26 protein-coding genes and 1 tRNA gene are annotated in these 25,176 nt (G+C 66.7%); 8 read left to right on the top strand and 19 right to left on the bottom strand.

Annotated elements, in window-relative coordinates; translation table 11 throughout:
- Positions 1-44 precede the first annotated feature (44 nt).
- The 5 genes from cydX to rpoH all read right to left on the bottom strand — a co-directional run bounded on the left by cydX (position 45) and on the right by rpoH (position 4,543).
- Positions 45-167, bottom strand: coding sequence for a cytochrome bd-I oxidase subunit CydX (cydX, locus tag HWX76_RS26405; RefSeq protein ID WP_060733353.1), 123 nt, complete (start codon positions 165-167; stop codon positions 45-47).
- 61 nt (positions 168-228) lie between these two features.
- On the bottom strand, positions 229-1,365 hold the full coding sequence (cydB, locus tag HWX76_RS26400; protein WP_050014841.1) for a cytochrome d ubiquinol oxidase subunit II: 1,137 nt from the start codon (positions 1,363-1,365) through the stop codon (positions 229-231).
- A gap of 31 nt (positions 1,366-1,396) precedes the next feature.
- Positions 1,397-2,977: a cytochrome ubiquinol oxidase subunit I gene (locus tag HWX76_RS26395; RefSeq protein ID WP_089488835.1), complete on the bottom strand. Its 1,581-nt coding sequence runs from the start codon at positions 2,975-2,977 to the stop codon at positions 1,397-1,399.
- Positions 2,964-3,248, bottom strand: coding sequence for a cytochrome oxidase putative small subunit CydP (gene cydP, locus HWX76_RS26390; protein WP_176016588.1), 285 nt, complete (start codon positions 3,246-3,248; stop codon positions 2,964-2,966). Before cydP ends, HWX76_RS26395 begins: the two co-directional genes overlap by 14 nt.
- A gap of 359 nt (positions 3,249-3,607) precedes the next feature.
- Positions 3,608-4,543, bottom strand: coding sequence for an RNA polymerase sigma factor RpoH (gene rpoH, locus HWX76_RS26385; protein WP_089488834.1), 936 nt, complete (start codon positions 4,541-4,543; stop codon positions 3,608-3,610).
- 359 nt (positions 4,544-4,902) lie between these two features.
- Between rpoH and HWX76_RS26380 the strand changes: the two genes are divergently transcribed.
- Together HWX76_RS26380 and HWX76_RS26375 are read left to right on the top strand one after the other, a co-directional pair.
- Complete coding sequence (locus HWX76_RS26380; RefSeq protein ID WP_050014846.1) at positions 4,903-5,472, top strand: acyloxyacyl hydrolase; 570 nt, start codon at positions 4,903-4,905, stop codon at positions 5,470-5,472.
- A 45-nt stretch (positions 5,473-5,517) separates the two neighbouring features.
- Complete coding sequence (locus HWX76_RS26375; protein ID WP_011886076.1) at positions 5,518-5,901, top strand: nuclear transport factor 2 family protein; 384 nt, start codon at positions 5,518-5,520, stop codon at positions 5,899-5,901.
- A gap of 143 nt (positions 5,902-6,044) precedes the next feature.
- Here HWX76_RS26375 and leuA read toward each other — a convergent pair whose 3' ends face one another.
- Positions 6,045-7,691: a 2-isopropylmalate synthase gene (gene leuA / locus HWX76_RS26370; protein WP_124638984.1), complete on the bottom strand. Its 1,647-nt coding sequence runs from the start codon at positions 7,689-7,691 to the stop codon at positions 6,045-6,047.
- A gap of 377 nt (positions 7,692-8,068) precedes the next feature.
- Entirely contained in the window at positions 8,069-9,043 is a 975-nt protein-coding gene (gene ybiB, locus HWX76_RS26365; protein ID WP_050014850.1) for a DNA-binding protein YbiB, read from the bottom strand.
- Between the two features lie 181 nt (positions 9,044-9,224).
- Here ybiB and maiA point away from each other — a divergent pair, with 181 nt between their 5' ends.
- The gene (maiA, locus tag HWX76_RS26360) at positions 9,225-9,869 is read left to right on the top strand and encodes a maleylacetoacetate isomerase (protein WP_050014852.1); all 645 of its coding nucleotides are present in this window, start codon (positions 9,225-9,227) and stop codon (positions 9,867-9,869) included.
- 96 nt (positions 9,870-9,965) lie between these two features.
- Here the strand turns inward: maiA and ftsY are convergent, their stop codons facing one another.
- A complete protein-coding gene (ftsY, locus tag HWX76_RS26355) occupies positions 9,966-11,126 on the bottom strand; it encodes a signal recognition particle-docking protein FtsY (protein WP_050014853.1) in 1,161 nt (386 codons plus the stop codon).
- Between the two features lie 214 nt (positions 11,127-11,340).
- On the opposite strand from ftsY, the gene rsmD reads away from it, so the two are divergent.
- The 3 genes from rsmD (at position 11,341) to HWX76_RS26340 (ending at position 12,890) form a co-directional block, all read left to right on the top strand.
- Positions 11,341-11,955, top strand: a complete 615-nt coding sequence (rsmD, locus tag HWX76_RS26350) for a 16S rRNA (guanine(966)-N(2))-methyltransferase RsmD (protein ID WP_050014855.1) — start codon at positions 11,341-11,343, stop codon at positions 11,953-11,955.
- A 111-nt stretch (positions 11,956-12,066) separates the two neighbouring features.
- Positions 12,067-12,564 (top strand): pantetheine-phosphate adenylyltransferase, encoded by a 498-nt coding sequence (gene coaD, locus HWX76_RS26345; RefSeq protein WP_044847476.1) that lies wholly within the window; start codon positions 12,067-12,069, stop codon positions 12,562-12,564.
- A 59-nt stretch (positions 12,565-12,623) separates the two neighbouring features.
- A complete protein-coding gene (locus tag HWX76_RS26340) occupies positions 12,624-12,890 on the top strand; it encodes a YfhL family 4Fe-4S dicluster ferredoxin (protein WP_006477774.1) in 267 nt (88 codons plus the stop codon).
- An 82-nt stretch (positions 12,891-12,972) separates the two neighbouring features.
- Here the strand turns inward: HWX76_RS26340 and hisC are convergent, their stop codons facing one another.
- From hisC to HWX76_RS26300, 8 genes are all read right to left on the bottom strand, one after another.
- Positions 12,973-14,040, bottom strand: coding sequence for a histidinol-phosphate transaminase (hisC, locus tag HWX76_RS26335; protein ID WP_050014857.1), 1,068 nt, complete (start codon positions 14,038-14,040; stop codon positions 12,973-12,975).
- 117 nt (positions 14,041-14,157) lie between these two features.
- Complete coding sequence (gene pth / locus HWX76_RS26330) at positions 14,158-14,757, bottom strand: aminoacyl-tRNA hydrolase (protein WP_050014859.1); 600 nt, start codon at positions 14,755-14,757, stop codon at positions 14,158-14,160.
- A gap of 120 nt (positions 14,758-14,877) precedes the next feature.
- The gene (locus tag HWX76_RS26325; protein WP_011546248.1) at positions 14,878-15,483 is read right to left on the bottom strand and encodes a 50S ribosomal protein L25/general stress protein Ctc; all 606 of its coding nucleotides are present in this window, start codon (positions 15,481-15,483) and stop codon (positions 14,878-14,880) included.
- 158 nt (positions 15,484-15,641) lie between these two features.
- Complete coding sequence (locus tag HWX76_RS26320) at positions 15,642-16,604, bottom strand: ribose-phosphate pyrophosphokinase (protein WP_050014861.1); 963 nt, start codon at positions 16,602-16,604, stop codon at positions 15,642-15,644.
- Between the two features lie 44 nt (positions 16,605-16,648).
- Positions 16,649-16,725: transfer RNA gene (locus HWX76_RS26315), tRNA-Gln, on the bottom strand.
- Between the two features lie 55 nt (positions 16,726-16,780).
- Positions 16,781-17,662, bottom strand: coding sequence for a 4-(cytidine 5'-diphospho)-2-C-methyl-D-erythritol kinase (gene ispE / locus HWX76_RS26310; protein WP_050014863.1), 882 nt, complete (start codon positions 17,660-17,662; stop codon positions 16,781-16,783).
- A gap of 27 nt (positions 17,663-17,689) precedes the next feature.
- Positions 17,690-18,310 carry a lipoprotein insertase outer membrane protein LolB gene (lolB, locus tag HWX76_RS26305; RefSeq protein ID WP_124593412.1) on the bottom strand — a complete coding sequence of 207 codons (621 nt, stop codon included), beginning with the start codon at positions 18,308-18,310 and terminating at the stop codon, positions 17,690-17,692.
- Positions 18,310-20,133 carry a tetratricopeptide repeat protein gene (locus tag HWX76_RS26300; RefSeq protein ID WP_050014867.1) on the bottom strand — a complete coding sequence of 608 codons (1,824 nt, stop codon included), beginning with the start codon at positions 20,131-20,133 and terminating at the stop codon, positions 18,310-18,312. The genes lolB and HWX76_RS26300 overlap by 1 nt, the downstream gene beginning before the upstream one ends.
- 246 nt (positions 20,134-20,379) lie before the next feature.
- Between HWX76_RS26300 and mutM the strand changes: the two genes are divergently transcribed.
- Complete coding sequence (gene mutM, locus HWX76_RS26295; protein WP_050014869.1) at positions 20,380-21,207, top strand: bifunctional DNA-formamidopyrimidine glycosylase/DNA-(apurinic or apyrimidinic site) lyase; 828 nt, start codon at positions 20,380-20,382, stop codon at positions 21,205-21,207.
- 24 nt (positions 21,208-21,231) lie between these two features.
- The gene (gene mutY / locus HWX76_RS26290; RefSeq protein ID WP_050014871.1) at positions 21,232-22,338 is read left to right on the top strand and encodes an A/G-specific adenine glycosylase; all 1,107 of its coding nucleotides are present in this window, start codon (positions 21,232-21,234) and stop codon (positions 22,336-22,338) included.
- A 104-nt stretch (positions 22,339-22,442) separates the two neighbouring features.
- Here the strand turns inward: mutY and HWX76_RS26285 are convergent, their stop codons facing one another.
- From HWX76_RS26285 to hprK, 3 genes are all read right to left on the bottom strand, one after another.
- Positions 22,443-23,078 carry an LON peptidase substrate-binding domain-containing protein gene (locus HWX76_RS26285; RefSeq protein WP_050014873.1) on the bottom strand — a complete coding sequence of 212 codons (636 nt, stop codon included), beginning with the start codon at positions 23,076-23,078 and terminating at the stop codon, positions 22,443-22,445.
- 27 nt (positions 23,079-23,105) lie between these two features.
- Complete coding sequence (gene rapZ / locus HWX76_RS26280; protein WP_050014875.1) at positions 23,106-24,014, bottom strand: RNase adapter RapZ; 909 nt, start codon at positions 24,012-24,014, stop codon at positions 23,106-23,108.
- A gap of 74 nt (positions 24,015-24,088) precedes the next feature.
- Positions 24,089-25,057, bottom strand: a complete 969-nt coding sequence (gene hprK / locus HWX76_RS26275; RefSeq protein WP_006483133.1) for an HPr(Ser) kinase/phosphatase — start codon at positions 25,055-25,057, stop codon at positions 24,089-24,091.
- Positions 25,058-25,176 lie beyond the last annotated feature (119 nt).

Genomic DNA, 25,176 nt, shown 5'->3' with positions numbered 1-25,176 from the left:
GCGATCGATCGGCCGCGCGCGCCACCCGTCAGTGCATCGGTGCGTCAGTCGCGGCGCGCCCGCACGGACGCTTCCTGCGTCTTCTGCCGCGCTTCGAGCCACATCGCGTTGACGATGCCGAACGACAGCGCGACGCCGATACCGAGAATCCAGCTGAAATACCACATGGTCAGACTCCTTGCGAAACGGTAGGCGAGGGCGCCTGCGCGCCCCGGCCGGTTCAATGCATCAATACATCGAGTGCTTGTTTTCTTCGAGCGTCTGGTGCGTGACCTTGCCGCGCATCACGCGATACACCCAGCCCGTGTAGATCAGCACGATCGGGAGGAACACGATCACCGCGAACAGCATCACCTGCAGCGTCATGTGGCTCGACGTCGAATCCCACACGGTCAGGCTGCTGCGCGGGTCGAGCGACGACGGCATGATGAACGGGAACATCGAGAAGCCCGCGGTCAGGATCACGCCGGCGATCATCAGGCCCGTGCAGAAGAACGCCGTCTTTTCCTGCTTCGAGCCGGCGAGCAGCAGCGCGAGCACGCCGCCCGCGATCCCGACGACGGGCGCGGCGATCATCCACGGATAGTCGCCGTAGTTCGCGAGCCACAGGCCCGCGCCGGCGGCGACGTCCTTGAGCAGCGGGTTCGCGACGGTGTCCGTCGGCGCGGCGTGGGTAATGTGGAAGCCGCCGATATACGAGGCCACCAGCACGCCGGCCAGCACGAACAGCACGACCGCGAGGAATGACGCGACACGCAGCGCGATCGACGCACGGCGCGCGATCACGCCGTCGGTCTTCATCTTGATGAACGCGGCGCCGTGCGCGACGAGCATCGTGAGGCTGACGAGCCCGCACAGCAGCGCGAACGGGTTCAAGAGCGCCCAGAAGCCGCCGTAGTAGGTCACGCGCAGGTCGCTGTCGAACTTGAACGGCACGCCCTGCAGCAGGTTGCCGAACGCGACGCCGAACACGAGCGCCGGCACGAAGCCGCCAGCGAACAGGCCCCAGTCCCAGCCCGCGCGCCAGCGCGGGTCCGGCCGCTTGCTGCGATAGTCGAAGCCCACCGGCCGGAAGAACAGCGCGAACAGCACGAGCAGCATCGCGAAGTAGAAGCCGGAGAACGACGCCGCGTAGACGAGCGGCCAGGCCGCGAACATCGCGCCGCCGGCCGTGATCAGCCACACCTGGTTGCCTTCCCAGGTCGCGCCGACCGTGTTGACGATGATGCGGCGCTCCTCGTCGGTCTTGCCGAGGAATGGCAGCAGCGCGGTCGCGCCCATGTCGAAGCCGTCGGTGACGGCGAAGCCGATCAGCAGCACGCCGACGAGCACCCACCAGATCAGCTTGAGAGTTGCATAGTCCATAGCGATTCCTTGTTCCGTTGCGAGTGCGTGCTCAGACGGCGGCCCGCTCGCCGGCAGCGACGAGTTCGTGGTGATAGCGGCCGGTATGCAGCGACGACGGGCCGAGGCGCGCGTACTTGAACATCAGCTTGATCTCGATGACGAACAGCGCGGTGTAGAACAGGATGAACCCGGCGAGACTCAGGTACAGGTCGCTCGGCTGCAGGCTCGACGCGGACAGGTGCGTCGGCAGCACGCCGGCGATCGTCCACGGCTGGCGGCCGAGCTCGGCGACGATCCAGCCGAATTCGATCGCGATCCACGGCAGCGGGATCGCCCACACCGCGTAGCGCAGGAACCAGCGGCGGTTGTCCTGCAGCAGCTGCCGCCGCGCGCAGAACCAGAACGCGGCAACGAACGTCGCGACGAACAGGAAGCCGAGGAACACCATGATCCGGAACGAGAAGAACACGGGTGCGACGGGCGGAATCGTCTTCTTCGCGGCGGCCTTGATCTGCTCGGGCGTCGCGTCGGTCACGTTCGGCGTGAACTGCTTGAGCATCAGCCCGTAGCCGAGATACTGCTTGTGCTGGTCGAACAGCGCGCGGGTCGCGTCGCTCGTGTCGCCCTGCTTGAGCTTCTGCAGCGCGCCGTATGCGATCATCCCGCTCTGGATGTGCTCCTCGCTGTGCTTCGCGAGGTCGCGCAGGCCGATCACCGGTTCGTCGATCGAGCGCGTCGCGATCAGGCCGAGCGCGTACGGAATCTTGATCGCATAGTCGGTGCGCTGTTCCGCCTGGTTCGGAATGCCGATCAGCGTGAACGACGCGGGCGCCGGCTGGGTTTCCCATTCCGATTCGATCGCGGCGAGCTTCATCTTCTGCACTTCGCCGGTCGTGTAGCCCGACTCGTCGCCGAGCACGATCACGCACAGCGTCGCCGCGAGGCCGAAGCCGGCCGCGACCGCGAACGAGCGCAGCGCGAAGTCGACGTCGCGCTTCTTCAGCAGATACCACGACGACACGCCGAGCACGAACATCGCCGCCGACACGTAGCCGGCCGACACCGTGTGCACGAACTTCACCTGCGCGACCGGGTTGAACAGCACGTCGAACAGGCTCGTCATCTCCATGCGCATCGTCTGGTAGTTGAACTCGGCGCCGACCGGATTGTTCATCCAGCCGTTCGCGACGAGGATCCACAGCGCGGACAGGTTCGAGCCCAGCGCGACGAGGAACGTGACGATCAGGTGCTTGACCTTCGACAGGCGGTTCCAGCCGAAGAAGAACAGGCCGACGAACGTCGATTCGAGGAAGAACGCCATCAGGCCTTCGACCGCGAGCGGCACGCCGAAGATGTCGCCGACGTAGTGCGAGTAGTACGACCAGTTCGTGCCGAACTGGAATTCGAGCGTGATGCCGGTCGTCACGCCCATCGCGAAATTGATCCCGAACAGCTTGCCCCAGAACTGGGTCATGTCCTTGTAGACCTGTTTGCCGGTCATCACGTAGACGGCTTCCATGATGACGAGCAGCCAGGACAGGCCGAGCGTCAACGGCACGAACAGGAAGTGGTAGAGCGCCGTGATGCCGAACTGTAGACGTGACAGATCGACGACTTCACTGCTTATCATGATGGTCTCCCTCGGTAGTTGCAGGCGCCGGTACCGAGAGTAGCTTCTCGGCCACGACGGCAGGCGGCAACGACATGTGCTCGGCCTGCGGATGATTGAAGAATGCGTATTTGAGCGACATCAGGAGGATCAGCTTGACGATCAGCACCAGGGTGATGTCGCGGGCGAGGGTGGGACCGCGTGCCCATGCGGCGATGCGCGCACGCCAGCCGATCGTGCCGGCCGGCCGCGAAGGCGGCGCAGGCTCTTTATTGATCGAGATCAAGGCGATTATCCTGAATCGATTTACGTCGGATTGGGGGCGACTTTACGTCGGATTTATGACGGCCGTGAAGCTGTTTTAATCCTTTTGCGCCTGACATGCCAATTTTAAAAGGACTGCTTTCCGATGCCGAGTGCTGCGATGCGGCAGACCGTCGCGAAACAGGGGGTAAAAATTGAGATGGATCAAGGTTATGCGGAAGGGCGCCGCACATGGCGTAATGCCTGATGAATCAGTTCAATTAATCGACGCAAAAACGGAGAGCGAAACGGCTGAAAAGCAGAGGAAAAGCTGCGGAAACCGGACGAAAAAAAACCGCTGCCGGTCGGGCAGCGGTTTTCGATGAGGCGCTTTGGATCGCCGCGGATTTACGCGTATTCGGCGAGGGCGGTGCGCATCTTTTTCATGGCGCTCGCCTCGATCTGGCGGATGCGTTCCGCCGACACGCCGAATTCGGCGGCGAGATCGTGCAACGTCGAGCCGCCCGAGCCGTCGTCGTCGACCTGCAGCCAGCGCGCCTCGATGATGCGGCGGCTGCGCGCATCGAGCGCGTCGAGCGCCTGCGCGATGCCGTCCGTCTGCAGCATGTCGCGTTGGCGCGCGGCGAGCACGGCGGTCGGCTCGTTGTGCGAGTCGGCCAGGTAGGCGATCGGCGCGTACGATTCCTCGCCGTCTTCCACCTGGCCCTCGAGCGCGATGTCGCCGCCCGACAGGCGCGTTTCCATCTCGGTGACTTCTTCGCGCTTGACGTTGAGCTCCTGCGCGAGGCCGTCGATTTCCTCGGGCGTCATCGCCTGCATGCTCTTCTTGTGGCTGCGCAGGTTGAAGAACAGCTTGCGCTGCGCCTTCGTCGTCGCGACCTTCACCATGCGCCAGTTGCGCAGGATGTACTCGTGGATCTCGGCCTTGATCCAGTGAATCGCATACGACACCAGGCGCACGTTTTGCGACGGGTCGAATCGCTTCACCGCTTTCATCAGGCCGATGTTGCCTTCCTGGATCAGATCGCCGTGCGGCAGGCCGTAGCCGAGATAGTTGCGCGCGATCGACACGACGAGACGCAGGTGCGACAGCACGAGGCGGCGCGCCGAGTCGAGGTCGTTGTTTTCGCGGAATTCGGTTGCATACCGGCGTTCCTCCTCGGCGGTCAGCAGCGGAATGCGGTTGACGGCCTGGATGTACGCGTCGATGTTGCCGAGCTGGCCCGGCAACATCGATTGGGCTGCGAGCGCCAGCGAGCCTGCCGATTCGGCCTTGGCCGGCGTCGGGCTCAGGGTGTTCGGAAGGGTCAGGGCGTGGCTCACTAAAAACTCCTTTGGAATCAGGGACAAACCGTTGGTCTCGGATGAGATTCCGGAGCCCATCTTAGCACTCCCACAATCCGAGTGCTAATTCCTTAGAGGCCACGGGGGCATCCAAGTTCCCGGTTTTCTATCGAGTCGTTCGAGTCGATAGTCTAATTTGCGACCGCGCTGGTCGTACGAAGTTCCGTAAGTGCTTGTTTCCGATAGTAATCAGTAGACGTTTTCGATTTTTGTAGTTTTGGAAGCAAACAATTTCGCTTCGCGATGCCGATCCGAAAAGTCCTTTACCATACCATTCAGTTCGCTCGGGCCGGCCGCTGCGGCAAGGCTCCATTCAACCCATAAAGTTGGAGTGTCAGATGAACAATAAGAAGAACCGCCGGCCCCGAAACCGGCTTGCGCTGCATGCGCTGCTGGCCGCGTCGCTGCTGGGCGGATCGGGCGCCGCGTTCGCGGACCGGTGGGGGATCCAGGCGGGCGGCGGATTTTCCGATCGCCACGGGATCGACAAGGCCGATCTCGGCGTGGTCTGGGATCCGGGCTGGAACTGGTGGGAAATCGGCGGCTGGCACTTCGCGTTCGTGATGGAAGGCCATGTCGGCTACTGGCACACCGGCGGCAACGTGCATGCCAACATCGGTGAATTCGGCGCGACGCCGATGTTCCGTTTCATCAAGAGCGCGGGCCAGGTTCGCCCGTTCGTCGAAGCCGGCGCCGGCATCCGGTTCCTCACGCATCCGACGATCTCGAACAATCTGTCGCTGTCGACATCGTTCCAGTTCGCGGACGTCGTCGGCGTCGGCGCGCAGTTCGGCGAACGGCAACAGTATCAGGTGGGTTACCGTTTCCAACATGTGTCTAACGCGGGTATCAAAGAGCCGAATCCTGGTATAAATTTCCACCAGTTCTACGTGCAGTACAACTTCTGATCCGCACGCCGGCGCACGGCGGGCGCGTTGCCGAGGAGTCAGGCGATGGCGAAGGTGGTCGATGCGATTCGCGCGCTCGAGCGCGATCGGTTCCGGGCGATGGTCGACGGGGACGGCGAGGCGCTCGACGCGCAATTGTCGGACAAGGTGTTCTTCGTGCACACCAACGGCAAACGAGAAACCAAGCAGCAGTTCATCGACGCCATCGTCGCCGGCCGCCGCCGCTATCGTCAGATCGAGATCCAGTCGCAGGACCTGCTGCCCGTCGGCGATGCCACCTGCGTCGTGACCGGGCGCGCGTTGATCGAGATGGAAACGAACAATGGCGGCCTCGTGTTTCCGATCGCCTACACGGCCGTGCACACGCACGAGCACGGGCAGTGGCGGCTGCTCGCATGGCAGGCGACGCGGTGCGCGACCGAGACGTGAGCGCGGGTGGCGCTCGTTTTCATGTCCCGACCGAAGCGGCCTTCTGAGCCGCTTTTTGCTGTCTCGTGCGGCGCGGATCGCGCGGCGCACGGGCGGTCACGCACCGCTCGCTGACGTTTCAACCCTGCATCGAAACCCGGCGCTCAGGCCGCCGCGCGGTGGTCCGCGCAGTGCCATGCCGAGCGGTTGATCGCGCTGACGACCGCATCGAGCGCCGCGACCGCCGCGTCGGCGTGCACGCCGACCCCATGCCGCAGCGGCGCGTCGCCGACCCGGCAGCCGACCGATACCGCGATCCGGCCGTCCGCGGTGCGCGTGTGCTCGCACGACGCGACGTCGATCGCGGCGCCAGCGGCCCCTGCCAATGCCGCGGCGAAATGTCGCGCGGCGTCGTCGGGTGTCGCATCGGCGGCGGGCGCCACCGCGATCTCGCGGTTTTGCCAGCGCGCGCCGCTGCCGTGGCGCGCGGCCGGGCCGTCGGTCTCGAAGAATTCGCGCGCGAACAGCGCGCAGATCGCGTCGCCCGTCACTTCCTCGCCCGAGGCGTCGGCGAGCGTCTGCACCGCGTGGCTGAACTCGATCTGGACGCGGCGCGTCGGCGTGAAACCCATTCCGCGTTCGAGCAGGAACGTCGCGCCGCCCTTGCCGGACTGGCTGTTCACGCGGATCACCGCGTCATAGCTGCGGCCGAGATCCGCCGGGTCGATCGGCAGGTACGGCACTTCCCAGATCGCGTCGGGGCGCTGCTGCGCGAAGCCCTTGCGGATCGCGTCCTGGTGCGAGCCCGAGAACGCGGTGAACACGAGGTCGCCCGCGTACGGATGGCGCGGATGCACGGGAATCTGGTTGCAGCGCTCGACGACGCGGCGCACCGCGTCGATGTCGGAGAAGTCGAGGCCCGGGTCGATGCCTTGCGTGTAGAGGTTCAGCGCGAGCGTGACGAGATCGACGTTGCCGGTGCGCTCGCCGTTGCCGAACAGGCAGCCTTCGATGCGGTCGGCGCCCGCGAGCAGCGCGAGTTCGGCCGCTGCGACCGCGGTGCCGCGATCGTTGTGCGGATGCACGGACAGCACGATGCTGTCGCGATACGCGAGGTTGCGGTCCATCCATTCGATCTGGTCGGCGAACACGTTCGGGGTCGCGGCCTCGACGGTGGCCGGCAGGTTGACGATCATCTTGTGGTCGCGGGTCGGGCGCCAGGTCTGCGCGACCGCGTCGCAGATCTCGCGCGCGAACGTCAGCTCGGTCATGCTGAAGGTTTCCGGCGAGTACTGGAAGGTCCAGTGCGTATCGGGGCGCGCGGCCGCGTGTGCCTTGATGATGCGCGTGCCGTCGATCGCGAGCGCCTTCACGTCGTCCTTCGACATCCCGAACACGATGCGGCGGAACGACGGGCAGACCGCGTTGTACAGGTGCACGATCGCGCGCGGCACGCCTTCGAGCGCATCGAACGTGCGCGCGATCAGGTCTTCGCGCGACTGCACGAGCACTTCGATCGTCACGTCGTCGGGAATCCGCTTGTCGTCGATCAGCTTGCGGACGAAATCGAAGTCGGTTTGCGACGCCGACGGAAAACCGACTTCGATCTCCTTGAAACCGATCGCGACCAGCATGTCGAAGAACTCGAGCTTCTGCTCGATGCTCATCGGCTCGATCAGCGACTGGTTGCCGTCGCGCAGGTCGGTGCTCATCCACACGGGCGCACGCTCGATGGTGCGGGCCGGCCAGCGGCGGCCATTGAGGCGGACGGGCTCGAACGGACGGTACTTGTCTTGCGGATTGCGCATCATCTTCTGGACCTCGGGTCTCAAGTCGCGAGCGAAGACGCGCGGCACGGGCGCCGGTTGGCGCTGCCTCGCACCCGGCGCGCGATGGCGCCGCGGATGCGGATGATCTTCGCGAATCGGCCGACGGATGGACGGACGAATGCTGACGACTGCGGGTTGTAAAAACTGCGAGAGGGGTACGGCGAGGAACTGCTGGGAGGACCGTGCGAACAGCACACGGCGCTACGACAGCCTTAGGCTAGTCGTAGCGATAGCGGCCGCGCTAGGCGGCCGGAGGTAATTCGGAGGGTGTTCGGAAAGGAACGCATGACGGCCACTCTATGCCAGGATGCGCTCGCGTGTCAAATGTCGGGATAAAGGGGCAGGTCGCCGCCGCGCCGTCAGCGCGCGACGCGGACGATCTGCACGATCGTCGCGACCTGTCGCGCGACCGTGTCGGGCACCGGCACCTCGCCGCGCAGCACCGCGTCCGTCCACGCGGCCGTGGTCGCCGCATCGCGCGACTCGGGCAGCGCGACGGGCGGCGCGTCGGTCGACGAACGCTCGGCGTCGATCAGCGTGTCGCACACGCCGTCGTGCAGCCAGTCGACCTGCACCTGGCGCCGCGTGTCGGCCACCGCTTCGCCTTCGGTGCCGCGTGCGAGCAGCGCGCCGCCCCGCGCGGCGTCCGGATGGTCGCGGAACAGCTGCGCGAGGCTATCGCGGTACGGCGGATGCGTGTAGTTGACGAGCCGCAGCCCGGCCGGCGCGAACGGCTGCAGGATCTTCACGAGCGTATGCGTCGAGTTGCGCACGCCGAGCACGCCGCGCATCGACAGCAGGTGCGCGATGCGCGGCGCCAGCACGTCGATCGGCGCGAATGCGACGCGGCGCTCGGCGAGCGTGTCCTCGATCGCATCGTGCGACGTCGACGGCGCGAGCGACAGCGCCGAGAAGATCTCGGCGCTCGTCACGCGGCCCGGATCGCACTCTACTCCGTGCACCAGCACCGGCACGCCTTCGCGCGCGAGCAGCAGCGCGAGCAGCGGCACGAGATTCGGCTGCTTGCGCGCGCCGTTGTAGCTCGGGATCGACACCGGGCGGAACGCGGCGTCCTGTACGTGCACGGGCTCGAACGACGCCTGCGCGGCGGCGAGCATCGCGGCCAGTTCGTCGGCGGATTCGCCTTTCAGCCGATAGGCGATCAGGATCGCGCCGAGTTCGACGTCCGACACGCGCGCATCGAGCATCGCGCGATAAAGCTCGAACGTGTCTTCGGCGGACAGGGCGCGCGCGCCGTTGGGGCCGCGGCCGATTTCCTTGATGAAGCGGGCGCAAGGGAACGGAGCGGCGGCGGGATCGTGGGAAGCGGTCATCGGAACGTGGGGCGGGCGGCCGGCATCGGGCCGCGCGGTGAGCGGTGAGGAATGCCCCGAGTATCGCACGGGCGCGGCTGCGCACCGTGCCGCGCTACACTCTGGTTCCCGGCGGCGTACGCACCCGCTGCGCCGCGCCCGTGCCGCCGCAGGCCGAATACGACCAAAAGAGAGACATCCCATGAAGCTCTACAGCTATTTCCGCAGTTCCGCGTCGTACCGCGTGCGGATCGCCCTGAACCTGAAGCGGCTGCCGTTCGACTATGCGCCCGTGCACATGCTGCGCGACGGCGGGGAGCAACTGAAGGACGCATACCGCGCGCTGAATCCGGATGGGGTCGTGCCGACGCTGGTCGATGGCGACGCGACGCTGCAGCAGTCGCTCGCGATCATCGAATATCTCGACGAAACCCATCCCGAGCCGGCGTTGCTGCCGAAGCAGCCGGTCGATCGCGCGTACGTGCGGTCGGTGGCGCTGCAGATCGCGTGCGAAATCCACCCGCTCAACAACCTGCGCGTGCTCAAGTACCTGAAGCACACGCTGAATGTGCCCGAAGACGCAAAGAACGCGTGGTACCGGCACTGGATCGAGGCGGGCTTCGACACGCTCGAGGCGCGTCTCGCGAACGATCCGCGCACCGGCAAGCTGTGCTTCGGCGACACGCCGACGCTCGCCGACGTGTGCCTCGTGCCGCAGGTGTTCAACGCGAACCGCTTTGCGATCGACACCACGCGTTTCCCGACGATCCACCGGATCGCCGACCATGCGGCGACGCTCGATGCATTCAAGGCCGCCGAGCCGGGCGTGCAGCCCGACGCCGAATAAGCGCCGAACGAGTGTGGCGGCCCCGCGGCGAGCAGGATCGGGCGCGCATGAAAAAGGGCGCCCGAAGGCGCCCCGTGCGATGCGAGCCGGCGGCGTTCAGCCGAGCAGCGCGTCCGCGAATTCCACCGCGCTGAACGGCTGCAGGTCCTCGACCTTCTCGCCGACGCCGATGAAGTAGACGGGCACCGGCCGTTGCCGCGCGATCGCGGCGAGAATCCCGCCCTTCGCGGTGCCGTCGAGCTTCGTGACGATCAGGCCGGTCAGGCCCAGCGCGTCGTCGAATGCCTTCACCTGCGTGAGCGCGTTCTGGCCGGTGTTCGCGTCGATCACCAGCAGCACCTCGTGCGGCGCGCCGTCGTGCGCCTTCGCGATCACGCGCTTCACCTTCTTCAGCTCTTCCATCAGGTGCAGCTGCGTCGGCAGGCGGCCGGCCGTGTCGGCCATCATCACGTCGATCTTGCGCGCGCGCGCGGCGCTGACCGCATCGAAGATCACCGCGGCCGGATCGCCGCTTTCCTGCTGCACGACCGTCACGTTGTTGCGCTCGCCCCAGACCGCCAGCTGCTCGCGCGCGGCCGCGCGGAACGTGTCGCCGGCGGCCAGCAGCACCGACTGGTCAAAGCTCTGCAGATGCTTCGCGAGCTTGCCGATGCTGGTCGTCTTGCCCGCGCCGTTCACGCCGGCGATCATCATTACGAGCGGCTGCGCGCGGCCGAGCATCAGCGATTTCTCGAGCGGCGTCAGCAGCTCGACGAGCAGGTCGTGCAGCGCATCCTTCACCTGCTGCGGATCGGTCAGCCGGCCCGCGCGCACCTTCTCGCGCAGCGCGTCGAGCAGGTACTCGGTCGCGTCGACGCCCGCGTCGGACATCAGCAGCGCGGTTTCGAGCTCCTCGTACAGGTCCTCGTCGATCTTCGTGTTGACGAAGACGCCGGTGATGCTCGAGCCCGTCTTCGCGAGCCCCGTTTTCAGGCGCGCGAGCCACGACTTCTTCGCGGACGCGTCCTGCAGCGGCGGCGGGACGATCTCGACCGTCTCGACCACTTCGTCGCGGCCGTCGTTGGTCGGCGTGACCGTCACCACGACGGCCGGCGCGGCCGCTTGCGCGCTCGCCTGCGGCACGTCGGCCGCGGGCGGCGCCTCCGGCGCGGGCGCGTCGGCGTCGGACGCTTCGTCCGCTTGCTGCGCGTCGGCCGATTGCGATTCCGCCGGATCGGGCTCCTGCGTTTTCTTGAATCGTTTGAAGAAACTGAACATGGTCTGGCGTCGGGAAGAGGGCGGGCCGCCGCCGAGGGCGGGGCGCCGGACGGGCCGTTCTGCGTTCGCGCGGGCGCGGCGCTCGGCGGCCGAAACCGTGCATTTTATCAGTGCGGCGCGGCGCTCGCGTCAGTGCGCGTCGCCGCTGTGGTAACGTGCGCCTGTTTGGCGCGCCCCTCGCGCGCGCCCGGTCCCTCCGTTGTCGATATCCCGTATGTCCCGTTCCTCTTCCGGCCGCCCCGCGGCCCCTTCCAGTCGCGGCAAGCCGCACGCGGTCCGCATCATCGGCGGCGACTGGAAACGCACGCCGCTCGCGGTGCTCGATCTCGACGGCCTGCGCCCGACGCCCGATCGCGTACGCGAGACGCTGTTCAACTGGCTCGGCCAGGATCTCGACGGTTGGCGCTGTCTCGACCTGTTCGCGGGCACCGGCGCGCTCGGCTTCGAGGCCGCGTCGCGCGGCGCGGCGAGCGTCGTGATGGTCGAGCGCCATCCGCGCGCCGCGCAGCAGCTGCGTGCGATCAAGGACAAGCTCGGCGCCCGGTCGGTCGAGATCGCCGAAGCCGATGCGCTGCGGCTCGCGGCCGGGCTCACGCCGGGCGCGTTCGACGTGGTGTTCCTCGATCCGCCGTTCGACGACCTGGCCGCGCTCGAGCGCGCGATCGTGCTCGCGGCGCCGCTCGTCGCGGCGGGCGGCGCGCTGTACGTCGAAACGGGGGCGGAACTCGACCCGGCCGCGCACGACGCGCTCGCGGGCTGGCAGGTGGTGAAGCACGGCAAGGCCGGTGCGGTTCACTATCATTTGCTGCGGCGCGAAAATGATGAATAATGCGCGTTCCATACGAGGCGGCGCGCCGCAAAGGCGACGCATGCCCATCTCGGCAGCGGCGCGTGCATCGCACGGCTGCCATCCCGTTTGCGTGATGACAGGAGGAGCGACATGGTAGTCGCCGTGTATCCCGGTACGTTCGATCCGCTGACGCGCGGGCACGAAGACCTCGTGCGGCGTGCGTCGAGCATTTTTGATACGCTGGTGGTGGGCGTTGCCGACAGCCGCGCGAAGAAACCGTTTTTCTCGCTCGAAGAACGTCTGACGATTGCGAACGAGGTGCTCGGCCATTATCCGAACGTGAAGGTGATGAGTTTCACCGGCCTCCTGAAGGATTTCGTCCGCATCAACAACGCGCGCGTGATCGTGCGCGGGCTGCGCGCCGTGTCCGATTTCGAATACGAGTTCCAGATGGCGGGGATGAACCGCTATCTGCTGCCCGACGTTGAGACGATGTTCATGACGCCGTCCGACCAGTACCAGTTCATCTCGGGGACGATCGTGCGCGAAATCGCGCAATTGGGCGGCGATGTCAGCAAATTCGTGTTTCCGTCCGTCGAGAAGTGGCTGACCGAGAAAGTCACGGCGATGGGAGGCCCTGCCGCGTGACGCGGCGCCGGCCGGTTTCGTTGCGAAGCCGGCCGCCGGCCTGAAGAAGTGAGATCAGTATGGCTTTGATGATTACCGACGAGTGCATCAATTGCGACGTGTGCGAGCCCGAGTGCCCGAACGGCGCGATTTCGATGGGCCCGGATATCTACGTGATCGACCCGAACAAGTGCACCGAGTGCGTCGGCCATTTCGACGAACCGCAGTGCCAGCAGGTGTGTCCGGTCGAATGCATTCCGCGCGATCCGCAGCATGACGAGTCGCACGCGCAATTGATGGAGAAGTACCACGCGTTGATCGCCGTGAAGGGCGACGACGCATCGTGACCCTGCGCTGACGCACGCACGCCGATTGGCGAGCGCGCGTCGCGCTTTCAGATCGACGCCGCCCGGCGCCGGTTCTTCCGTGTCAGCCCAGCAGCTCGCGCAGCGCCGCGACGAGCGCATCGCATTCGGCGTCGGTGCCGACGGTGATGCGCAGATGCTGGTCGATCCGCGGCAGCCGGAAGTGCCGCACGAAAATTTCCCGTTCCTTCAGCTTCGCCGCGATCGCGCCCCCGTCGTGCGCCGGATGGCGCGCGAACACGAAATTCGCGGCCGACGGCACGATCTCGAAGCCGAGCGCGTCGAGCGCATGCGTGAGCCGCGCGCGGCTGTCGATCACGCGCCGGCAAGTCGCGTTGAAATGGTCGGTGTCTTCGTACGCGGCCTGCGCGGCGACTTGCGCGAGCCGGTCGAGCGGATACGAGTTGAAGCTGTCCTTCACGCGATTCAGCGCGTCGATCAGCGCGGCATCGCCGAACGCGAAGCCGACGCGCATGCCCGCGAGCGAGCGCGCCTTCGACGTCGTATGCACGACGAGCAGGTTCGGGTGGCGGTCGATCAGCGTAATCGCCGACTGCGCGCCGAAATCGACGTACGCTTCGTCGATCACGACGACCGACGACGGGTTCGCGGCCGCGATTCGCTCGACGTCCGCGAGCGGCAGCGCGCGCCCAGTCGGCGCATTCGGGTTCGGAAACAGCACGCCGCCGGCGTCGTCGAGATAGTCGTCGACGCGGATCGAGAAATCGTCCGCGAGCGGCACGACCGTGGTCTCGACGCCGTACAGGCGCGCGTAGGTCGGATAGAAGCTGTACGTGATGTCGGGAAAGCGCAGCGGCCGGTCGTGCTTGAGCAGCGCCTGGAACGCGTGCGCGAGCACCTCGTCGGAGCCGTTGCCGACGAACACCTGGTCGGGCTGGATGCGGTGATGGGCCGCGACCGTCTCGCGCAGCGCGCGTGCGACCGGGTCGGGATAGCGGCGCAGCGTGTCGCCGGTGTCGCCGAGTTCGCGTGCGATCGCCGCGACGACGCGCGGCGACGGCGGATAGGGATTCTCGTTGGTGTTCAGCTTGACGGGGTGCGCGAGCGCGGGCTGTTCGCCCGGCACGTAAGGCACGAGTTGCTGAACGACGTCGCTCCAGTAACGGCTCACCGCTTGGCTCCTGTCGGGCAAAACGTCCAGATTACCGCATGTGCGCGTCGCGGTGGGGCAGGCGAGGCCGCCGGATTGCGTCGGACGGCCGATGCACCGGGCCGGTGCGCGGTGCGGTCAGTTGCGATGCAGCTGCATCGTCGCGCGATCGAGTTCGCCCTTGACGACCATCGGCATCACGGCGAGCGCGCGTTCGATCGATGCGTCGATCACGTCCTGCTCGTCGCGGCGCGGCGGTTTCAGCACGAAGTTCGCGACGTCGGGCTTCGCGCCGGCGCGCGCGCTTTCCGGAATCAGGTCGCGCGGATGGCCGATGCCGATCCGCAGCCGCCAGTATTGCTGCGACGACAGGTGTGCGGTGATGTCCTTCAGGCCGTTGTGGCCGCCGCTGCCGCCGCCGAGCTTCAGCTTCACGGTGCCGGGCGGCAGGTCGAGTTCGTCGTGCGCGACGAGGATCTGGTCGGGCAGGATCTTGAAGAATTGCGCGAGCGCGACGACCGACTGGCCGGAGCGGTTCATGTAGGTCTGCGGCTCGAGCAGATGGACTTCCTCGCCGTGCAGGCGCGCTTTCGCGTAGAAGCCGTGGAAGCGGCGCTCGTCGCGCAGCGTCGTGCCGGCTTCGCGGGCGAGCTGGTCGATCAGCCAGAAACCGGCGTTGTGGCGCGTCGCGGTGTATTCCGCCCCGGGATTGCCGAGGCCGACGATCAGTTTGATCATGACGTTTCGAAGGCGGCGGCCGCCGCCTGGGCGCAAAAAAAGAAAAACCCGCCGGGCAAGCCGCGGCGGGTTGCGTCGACCGTTTCGTGAAACGGATCGATGGGGCGTGCAGGCAGCCGCTTAGGCAGCCGGCGTTTCGCCTTCTGCTGCGTCCGACACGGCACCCGCCGGGACCGTCGCCGAAGCGATGACCGGGTTTTCCGCGTCGACGTGCGCGACCAGCGCGACGCCCTTCGGCAGCGCGATGTCCTTCGCGTGCAGCGATTGACCGGCTTCGATCTTCGACAGGTCGACTTCGAGGAACTCCGGCAGGTCAGCCGGCAGGCACTCGATTTCGATTTCCGTCGCGACGTGCGAAACGATCGCGCTCGACAGCTTCACGGCCGGGCTGACTTCTGCGTTCAGGAAGTGCAGCGGTGCCTTCGTGTGCAGCTTCTTCTTCGCGTCGACGCGTTGGAAGTCCACGTGCAGCACGAGTTGCTTGAACGGGTGATATTGCACGTCGCGCAGCAGAACCTGTTGCGACTGGCCAGCGACTTCCAGGTCGAGGATCGACGAGTGGAAGGCTTCCTTCTTCAGTGCATGCCACAGCGCGTTGTGATCCAGTTCGATCTTTTGCGGGGCTGCTTCGCCACCGTAGACGATACCCGTGGTCTTACCGGCGTTGCGCAGGCGGCGGCTCGCACCCGTACCTTGCTGTTGGCGCTCGAAAGCGACGACTTTCATGTGATTCTCCATGTGCTGCCCGCGACCAGGCAGTAAAACGGGGCCATCAAGCGGCCCCCGATGAAACGGCCGGGGTTTCGTCTATCCCGTCCGATTGTGCAAAAAGCGAAGCGTTGCCGCTTCGCTTTCCGCGCATGCTTTGTTCCGTCGATTCGCGATCAGGATTCCGCGAACAGCGACATCACCGAATCGCCGCGGCGAATCCGCGAGAACGTCTCGGCCAGCAGGCTCGCGCTCGTCAGCGAGCGGATCTTCGAGCATGCCAGCGATTCGGCCGACAGCGGGATCGTATCGGTGACGACCAGCTCGTCGAGTGCCGATGCGGCGATGCGATCTGCGGCGCCGCCCGACAGCACCGGATGCGTCGCGTAGGCAAAAACCTGCTTCGCGCCGCGATCCTTCAGCACTTGGGCGGCCTTGCACAGCGTGCCGGCCGTATCGACCATGTCGTCCATGATCACGCAGGTGCGGCCTTCGACTTCACCGATGATGTTCATCACTTCGGCGACGTTCGCCTTCGGACGACGCTTGTCGATGATCGCGAGATCGCAGTTCAGCTGCTTCGCGAGCGCCCGGGCACGCACCACGCCGCCGACGTCCGGCGACACGACGAGCAGATCCGAATAGTTCTGCTTGCGCAGGTCGCCCAGCAGGATCGGCGTCGCGTAGATGTTGTCGACCGGGATGTCGAAGAAGCCCTGAATCTGGTCGGCGTGCAGATCCATCGTGATGATCCGCTCGACGCCGGCGATTTCCAGCATGTTCGCGACGATCTTCGCCGAGATCGCGACGCGCGCCGAACGCGGGCGGCGATCTTGACGGGCATAGCCGAAGTAGGGGATGGCAGCGGTGATCCGGCCGGCGGATGCGCGCTTGAGCGCATCGACCATGATCATCAGTTCCATCAGATTGTCGTTCGCCGGTGCGCACGTGGATTGCAGGACGAAGACGTCCTTGCCGCGCACGTTTTCCTGGATCTCGACCTGGATCTCGCCGTCGGAGAAACGGCTGACCATCGCTTTGCCGAGGGGAATACCAAGGATACTGACGACTTCCTGGGCGAGCGCGGGATTCGCGTTGCCAGTAAAGACCATCAGGCCATCATGGCTGTGGCTGCTCATCGTGCACCTGCTTCAGGCTTGGGCGGGAAATGCGGGAAAATTTTTGGCAGGGGAGGAAGGACTCGAACCCTCGCATGCCGGAATCAAAATCCGGTGCCTTGACCAACTTGGCGACTCCCCTACACTTAACTGATAACTTCACCGAACTTGTGTAGGCCGTTCGGCAAAGTAAAACTTCATGACGCGAAAGCGAAGAGCGGATGCTCGTTCAGACTCTCGGCAACTGCGCCGTTCCAACTGGCGGGCAGCTTGGCTTTCGCCGCTTCTGCCTCGTGCTTGCTGTGAAACGCTGCAAACACGCTTGCTCCGGAGCCGGTCATCCTCGCGGGGGTCACATCATACAACCATTTGACCACCTGCGCAACTTCCGCGTACTTCCTTGTTACAACTTCCTGCATATCGTTCCGGCCGAAGCTGTCTGGCCATTCCGCATCGCTGGTTTGCTGTGCAAGAAAGTCAGCAATTGTGACGGGCTTTGTATCTCTTGTCAACAACTCATCTGAAAATATTTCAGCGGTCGGGACATGAACGCGTGGCGTCACAACCAAGAACCAGCGAGTCGGCAATTGTACCTCAGCTAATTCTTCTCCGATACCCTCTGCGAACGCATTTTTTCCGAAAATAAAAAACGGGACGTCGGCGCCGAGTTTGACCGCGAGCGACTGGAGTTCGGCGCGCGGCACATCGAGTTGCCACAGGCGGTTCAGCGCGAGCAGCGTCGTCGCCGCGTCGGAACTGCCGCCGCCGAGGCCGGCGCCCATCGGCAGGATCTTGTCGATCTCGATGTCGACGCCGTGCGCGGTGCCCGTATGCGCTTTCAGCAGGTTCGCCGCGCGCACGACGAGATCGCTTTCCTCGGGCACGCCGGGCACGTCGGTGACGCGTGCGACGCGGCCGTCGTCGCGCCGCGTGAAGTGCAGCGTATCGCCCCAGTTCAGCAGCTGGAATACGCTCTGCAGATCGTGATAGCCGTTCGGACGACGGCCGGTGATGTGCAGGAACAGGTTGAGTTTCGCGGGCGCCAGGCAGTTGCGCAGCGAGCGGGTCGAATCGGTCATGCGGGTATCGGGGCTAGGCGCGCGTGCTCACTGATCGAGCACGAGCTTGATGTCGAGCGGCGGCGTCGCGCGCACGAGGTTGACGCGTTTGACGCCCGTGGCCGGGGCATCCGCGTAGGCAAGGTAGTCGATCGTCCAGCCGTCCTGGTGCAACTGCTTGATGCGCGTGCCGTCGGCCGGGTCGCGCACGGTTTCCGCGGGCGTCGCGGGCGCGGCGGTCGGCAGCAGCCAATAGCGCAGGCCCGCGAGCGGCAGCTCGAAGCCGAGCGTTTTCTGCATCAGGTCGCCGACGTCGGGCGCATATTGGGTCGGGCGGTTCGGCAATTCGAGCGACGCCGCGCGCGGGGACGATTTCACGACCGCGAGCGTCTGGCCGAGCGGGCTGCGCAGCTCGAGCGACACGTCGTCGCCGTGCTCCTGCCAGTCGAAGTTGCCGTACACGTTCTGCGGGTTGCCGAGACGATCGTCGTACCGCACCGCGAAGCGGCCATGGTACGCATGCGTCGCCGCTGTCTGCAGCGCGGCGCCCGTCGGCGCGTTGGCCGACGGCGGCGTGCTCGCGCAGCCGGCGAGCGCAAGCGCCGCGCCGGCCGCGGCCAGCATGCGCTGCGCGCGGGAGAACCGGGAAAACATCGGGAACATCCGCATCAGAGGCCGTTGATCTGCAGGCGTTTGAGCGTCTGCACGAGCGTTTCGTTGTCGGGCTCGAGCTTCTGCGCGGCACGCAACGCGTTGCGCGCGTCGTCCTGCGCGCCGCTCTTCCACAGCACTTCGCCGAGATGCGCGCCGATCTCGGCGTTCGGCTGCAGTTCGTATGCACGCTGCAGCACCTTCGTCGCGCCGGCCGTGTCGCCCATCCGGTACTTCACCCAGCCGAGGCTGTCCATGATGTACGCGTCGTTCGGCGCGAGCGTCATCGCCTTGTCGATCAGCTTGCTGGCCTCGGGCAGCCGCTGGTTGCGGTCGGCGAGCGAATAGCCGAGCGCGTTGTAGGCCTGCGGGTTGTCGGGCTGCGTACGGATCAGCTCGCGCAACTGCTTTTCCATCGTCGCGTAGTGGCCGGTCTTTTCGGCCGCCATCGCGTAGTCGTAGCGCAGGTCGGGATCGTCCGGGAAGTCCTGGACCGCTTGCCCGAGCCGCGCTTCCGCTTCCGGATAGCGCTTCGCGGTGAACAGGATCGACGCATCGGTGCGCGCGACCACGGCCGCGTCGCGCGGATCGGAGATCGGCAGGTTGTCGAGCACCTTGCGCGCCTCGTCGGTCTTGCCCTGTTTCTGCAGCAGTTGCGCACGCGTGATCTGCGCGGGCAGGTAGTGCTGGCTCGTCTGGTCGACCTTGTCGAGCCATTGCGACGCCTGCGCGTCGTTGTTCTGGTCGATCGCGATCTGCGCGAGGTAGATGTAGCCCTGGCCGACGTCGAGGTTCGGCTGCTTGTCGCCGAGCTGCACGTACTGCTTCAGGTAGCCGGTCGCCTCGTCGAGTTTCTTCTGCTGGATCTTGATCAGCGCGAGCGCCATCAGCGGCGTCGGATCCTTCGCGTCGAGCTTGCGCATCGTCTCGAACTGCTTCTGCGCGTCGTCGAGGCGATCGTCGGCGAGATAGAGCTGCGACAGCGCGAGCCGCGCGTCGCGCGACTTCGGATTCTGCTGAACATACTTCTCGAACGACGCGATGCCCGCCGCGCGCTCCGCCGGCCCCATCTGCGACAGCATCAGCGCCGCCGGCAGGTAGTCGGGGCGGATCTGCAGCGCCTGCTTCAGCGATTGCGCGGCGCCGTCCTTGTCGTCGACCGCGAGCTGCTGCCGCGCGATCGCGAGCTGCGCCTCGGGGCGATTCATGTCGTTCTTCAGCATGTCCTTCAGCACCGCGAGGCCGCCGACGCGGTCGGGGCCGCGCACGAGCAGCGCCTGCAGCGCGAGGATCGCCGGGCCGCGCGTGTCGCCGGTCGCGCGGGCCAGCTCGCGCGCGAGCATGGGCTGCGCGTCGGCCGGCTTGCCGGCGAGCACCAGCAGCGCGGCGTCGACCTGCGACGCGCGGTTCGAATCCGGCGCGTACTGACGCCACAGGTTCGCGGCGGACAGTGCGTCGGCCGGGCTCTGCGCGCCGAGCGCGATTTCGGTCGCGCGCTGCGCCATGCGCGGATCGCGCGTGTCGCGGGCCAGCGCGAGGTAGGTCTGGTACGCCGGTGCCGGCTGGTTGCGCTGGAGCGCGACCTCGGCCGCGAGCACCTGATAGACGATCTGGCTCGTCAGCGGCACGCCGGGGAGATTCTTCTGCTCGTCCGGCATCACATGCTCGAACGCACCCTGCGGCTCCGCGTCGTCCGATGCCGGAGCCTGCGCGTGGGCCGGAAAGGCGGTGAGGGTCCAGGCGGCAAACAGCGCGGCACCGAGTGCACGGCGGACCGGGAAGGCGCGCGCGCCGCGCACGGCGGCGGGGCGCTTCTGAAGCAGCTTCGAGGGCAGAGTCATGGAAATCCGTTCGATGTTTCAACCGATTGTAACGCGCTCGCTACAATACACGCACGATCGTGATAGGGTCCGCTTACCTGCGGAATCCCCATGCGAATGCCCGAAATCGCCCGCCTCGCGTGCTGCCAGGCCGGCGATTTCGGGCATTCCCGTGTTTAATTCGGGGTCGCCGCGAGAACGGCCGTTCTCGCGGCGGCGCATGCGTGTTCCCCATGTAAGCAGACCGTAGCCTCAGACCCGCAAAACATGCCAGAGTTGCCAGAAGTCGAAGTCACGCGCCGGGGCATCGAGCCCTTTGTCGCGGGCCGCCGCGTCGAGCGTGTCGACGTCCGTACCGCGATGCTGCGCTGGCCCGTGCCGGCGGGGCTCGCCGAGCAGTTGCGCGCGCGCGAGGTGCTCGCCGTCGAGCGCCGCGGCAAGTACCTGCTGTTCGAAGTCGATGCCGGCTGGTTCATCGTCCATCTCGGGATGACCGGCACGCTGCGCGTGCTGCCCGCGGCCGGCGTGCCGGTCGCCGCGAAGCACGATCACATCGACTGGATCTTCGACGAATTCGTGCTGCGGTTCCGCGATCCGCGCCGCTTCGGCGCCGTGCTGTGGCACCCGCGCGAAGCCGGCGACGTGCATGCGCATCCGCTGCTCGCGAGCCTCGGCGTCGAGCCGTTCTCGCCGGCGTTCACCGGCGCGCTGCTGCATGCGCGCACGCGCGGCCGCACGGTGTCGGTCAAGCAGGCGCTGCTCGCGGGCGACATGGTCGTCGGCGTCGGCAACATCTATGCGTCGGAGAGCCTGTTTCGCGCCGGCATCCGGCCGACGACGGCCGCCGGCAAGGTGTCGCTGCCGCGCTACGAGCGGCTGGCCGATGCGGTGCGCGCGACGCTCGCCGACGCGATCGAGCGCGGCGGCAGCACGTTGCGCGATTTCGTCGGCAGCAACGGCGAAAGCGGCTACTTCCAGCTCGACTGCTTCGTCTACGATCGCGCCGGCCAGCCGTGCCGCGTCTGCGGCACATCGATCCGCCAGATCGTGCAGGGCCAGCGGTCGACCTATTTCTGCCCGACGTGCCAGCGTTGAAACCCTTTTCCACGATCAGACAACTTGAAGCCGCCCCGCATCGCCCCCGCTCCGTTCCCCGTCACGCCGCTGCACCGCACGTTCGCCACGCGTCTCGTCGCGTGGCAGCGCGAGCATGGCCGCCATGACCTGCCCTGGCAGAACACCCGCGATCCGTACCGGATCTGGCTGTCGGAAATCATGCTGCAGCAGACGCAGGTGTCGACCGTCATCCCGTATTACACGCGTTTTCTCGACCGCTACCCCGACGTCGCCGCGCTCGCGGCCGCGCCGACCGACGACGTGATGGCGCTGTGGGCGGGGCTCGGCTACTACTCGCGCGCGCGCAACCTGCACCGCTGCGCGCAGGTCGTCGTCGCCGAGCACGGCGGCGCGTTTCCGGCGACGCCCGACGCGCTGGCCGAACTGCCCGGCATCGGCCGCTCGACGGCTGCCGCGATCGCGTCGTTTGCATACGGCGCGCGCGCGACGATCCTCGACGGCAACGTGAAGCGCGTGCTCGCGCGGGTATTCGGCGTCGAGGGCTTTCCGGGCGAGAAGCGGGTCGAGAACGACATGTGGGCGCTCGCCGAATCGCTGCTGCCCGATGCCGCGAACGCGGCCGACGTGAGCGCGTACACGCAGGGGCTGATGGATCTGGGCGCGACGCTGTGCGTGCGCGGCAAGCCCGACTGCGCGCGCTGCCCGTTCGCGGGCGACTGCGTCGCGCAATCGACCGGCCGCCAGCGCGAACTGCCGGCCGCGCGGCCGAAGAAGGCCGTGCCGACGCGCAAGACGTGGATGCTCGTGCTGCGCGACGGCGACGCCGTGCTGCTCGAGCGACGGCCGCCGACCGGCATCTGGGGCGGCCTGTGGAGCCTGCCGCAAGCGGACGGCGATGCCGCGCTCGCGGATCTCGCGCGCGGCTTCGGCGGCGGCGGCACGGTGCCGCTCGCGCCGCTCACGCATACGTTCACGCATTTCCGGCTCGAGATCGAGCCGCGGCTGAGCGATCTGGCGGACGGCGGCGGCCTGCCATCGCAGGCGCGGGACGCGGACACGGCGTGGGTGCCGCTGAGCCGGCTCGACGCGTACGGCGTGCCGGCGCCCGTGCGCAAGCTGCTCGATGCGCTGAGCGGGCCGCTGCTGTAACGAACGGGGAAGGGTGCGGCGCGGGCCGCATTCGGGAAGGCGCGGCGTTGCCGCACGCAGGAAAGCCCTTCGGGTGGGCGCGACGCGCGATGCGCGAGCGGTCGCTACAGCCAGCCGTGCCGGTCGAGCACGTGGTGCACGGCGTCGATGCGCGCGCCGACGTCCGGAAACTCCATCAGCTTCTGCCGCGCGCGCAGGTCGAGCGGCAGCAGTTCCGCGAGGCGATTCGCTACCCAGCTCGGATCGTCGAGGCGGAACGGTTCGCCGAACGGCATTTTCTGCGGATCGGATTTCTTCAGCGCGTCGATGATGCGCTCGAGCACCTCGGCGCACGAGCCGAACTGCGCGAGCGCCTGTTCGCCTTCGAGCGGGATGTCGTCGGGCAGCGGCTCCGCGATGCCGACCAGCAGCCCGTTGCCTTCGACGCGATACGACAGCAGCTCGAAACGCTGCGTGCCGACCGCCTGCAGATACAGCATCCCGAATTCGCCGGTATCGCACTCGGTGATGCGCGCCATGCAGCCGATGGTCTCGGGCACCGACACCGCGCCATCCTGCGCGACTTCGGGCCCGCTCTTGAGCAGGCACACGCCGAACGGTGCGTCGTCGCGCAGGCAGGCGCGCGACATGTCGAGATAGCGCGCCTCGAACACCTTGAGCGGGAGCAGCCCTCCGGGAAACAGCACCGTGTGCAGCGGAAACAGCGGCAGGTCGATCAGGGTGGTCGATAGGGAGGACATGGCGCGCGGGCGTGGGGGCGGGTGTCGCTAGGGTCGGTCGACCTCGGAGACGAGCCGCGACGACGCGTCGACATCCACTGGCGCGTCACGATGCCGCACGATCACGTTCGCGTCGCGCGCGAGGCGCGCGGCGAGCGTTTCCGCGATGAACACCGAGCGATGCTGGCCGCCCGTGCAGCCGATGGCGACGGTCAGATAGCTGCGGTTGTCGTCGCGGAAGTGCGGCAGCCATTTCATCAGGAACGCATGGATGTCGTCGATCATCTGGTGGACGATCGGCAGTGCGTCGAGAAAGGCGATGACCGGCTGGTCGAGCCCGGTGAGCGGGCGCAGCTCGTGGTCGTAGTACGGGTTCGGCAGCGCGCGCACGTCGAACATCAGGTCGGCGTCGAGCGGCACGCCGCGCTTGAAGCCGAACGATTCGAACATCACCATCAGGTCGTTGTTCTTCTGCTCGATGAAGCGCTTGACCCAGGTGCGCAGCGCGTTCGCGCGCAGCGTGCTGGTGTCGATCTGATGGCCGAATTCGGCGAGCGGCGCGACGAGCTCGCGCTCGCGCTCGATCGCTTCCTCGAGCGACGACAGCAGGCCGACGTCCGCATCGTGCGACCGCGAGCCGGACAGCGGATGGCGGCGGCGCGTTTCGGAGAAGCGCTGGATCAGCGCCTGGGTGCTCGCGTTGAGGAACAGCACGCGCACGTCGTGCTCGCGGGACAGCTCGCGGATCAGGCCGGGCATTTCGTCGAGCGACGCGCTCGAGCGCGCGTCGATCGCGACCGCGAGCCGGCGCTGGCCGTCCTGCGCGAGGTAGCGGGCGAGTTCGGGGAGCACGTGCGGCGGCAGGTTGTCGACGCAGTAATAGCCTGCGTCTTCGAGCGCGTTCAGCGCGACGGACTTGCCTGAGCCGGAGATGCCGGTGATGAGGACGATGCGCATGGGAACAGAGAATCCTGACGTTTCATCATAGCACCGGCTCGACGCGTCGGCGTTGCGCGGCCGGCGCGTGCGGGTTACACCAGTTTGCCGGGGAACTGACTGTCGGGGTCCTGCATCGCGAGTCGTTGCCGATCCATGAAATCGCGCAACGTGTCGATTCCGCGCAACTGCAGGATCGTGTTCCGGACGGCCGCCTCGACGAGCACCGCGAGGTTGCGGCCGGCTGCGACCTGGATCGTGACCTTGCTGATCGGCAAGCCGAGCACGTCGACGGTCTGGCTTTCGAGCGGCAGGCGCTGGAATTCGCCGTCGGGGCGCCGCACGAGCTGGACGATCAGCTTCAGCTTCATTTTCCGCCGTACCGCGGTTTCGCCGAAGATCGTCTTGATGTCGAGCAGGCCGAGGCCGCGCACTTCGAGCAGGTTCTGCAGCAGCGGCGGGCAGCGCCCTTCGACGAAATCGGGGCCAAGACGGACGAAATCGACCGCGTCGTCGGCGACGAGGCCATGGCCGCGGCTGATCAGCTCGAGGCCGAGCTCGCTCTTGCCGAGACCCGAATCGCCGGTCAGCAGCACGCCCATCCCGAGGATGTCGAGGAACACGCCGTGCAGCGTCGCGCGCGGCGCGAGGATGCGCGACATGTAGAGCCGCAGGCTGTCGATCACCGCGGCGGCCGACATCGGCGTCGTGAACAGCGGCGTGGACGAGCGCGTGCAGCGCAGCACCAGTTCGGGCGGCGCCGCGGCGCCGCCGGCGACGACGAGGAACGGCGGTTCGAGTGCGATCAGCTCGGCCATGTGGCGCGAGCGGTCTTCGTCGGTCTGGCGCTGGTAGTAGTCGATTTCGGCTTCGCCGAGCACCTGGATCCGGTTCGGGTGGATCAGGTTCAGGTGGCCGACGAGGTCGGCGCTGGACGTTGCGTTGCCGACCGTGTCGGCCGAAAAGCCGCGTTCCCAGCCTTCATGCCCCGTCAGCCAGCTCAGTTTCAGCGTCGCTGCGTTGTCGTCGAAGATGCTCTGGGCGTTGATGCTGGACGTATCCATGACTCTCGTCACTCCAATGGGCCGGTGCGGGCGCGCGGCGACGGACGTCGCCATGCCGGGCCGGCGCCGGGCGGCCCTGGACGGCGGCGCGTGCCGCCTCGTACGGGGAAATATTCCGC

It is taken from the genome of Burkholderia sp. BCC0398, from assembly GCF_902833245.1.
GTDB classification, from domain to species: domain Bacteria; phylum Pseudomonadota; class Gammaproteobacteria; order Burkholderiales; family Burkholderiaceae; genus Burkholderia; species Burkholderia sola.
This window is presented reverse-complemented; position numbering and strand designations above follow the sequence as displayed.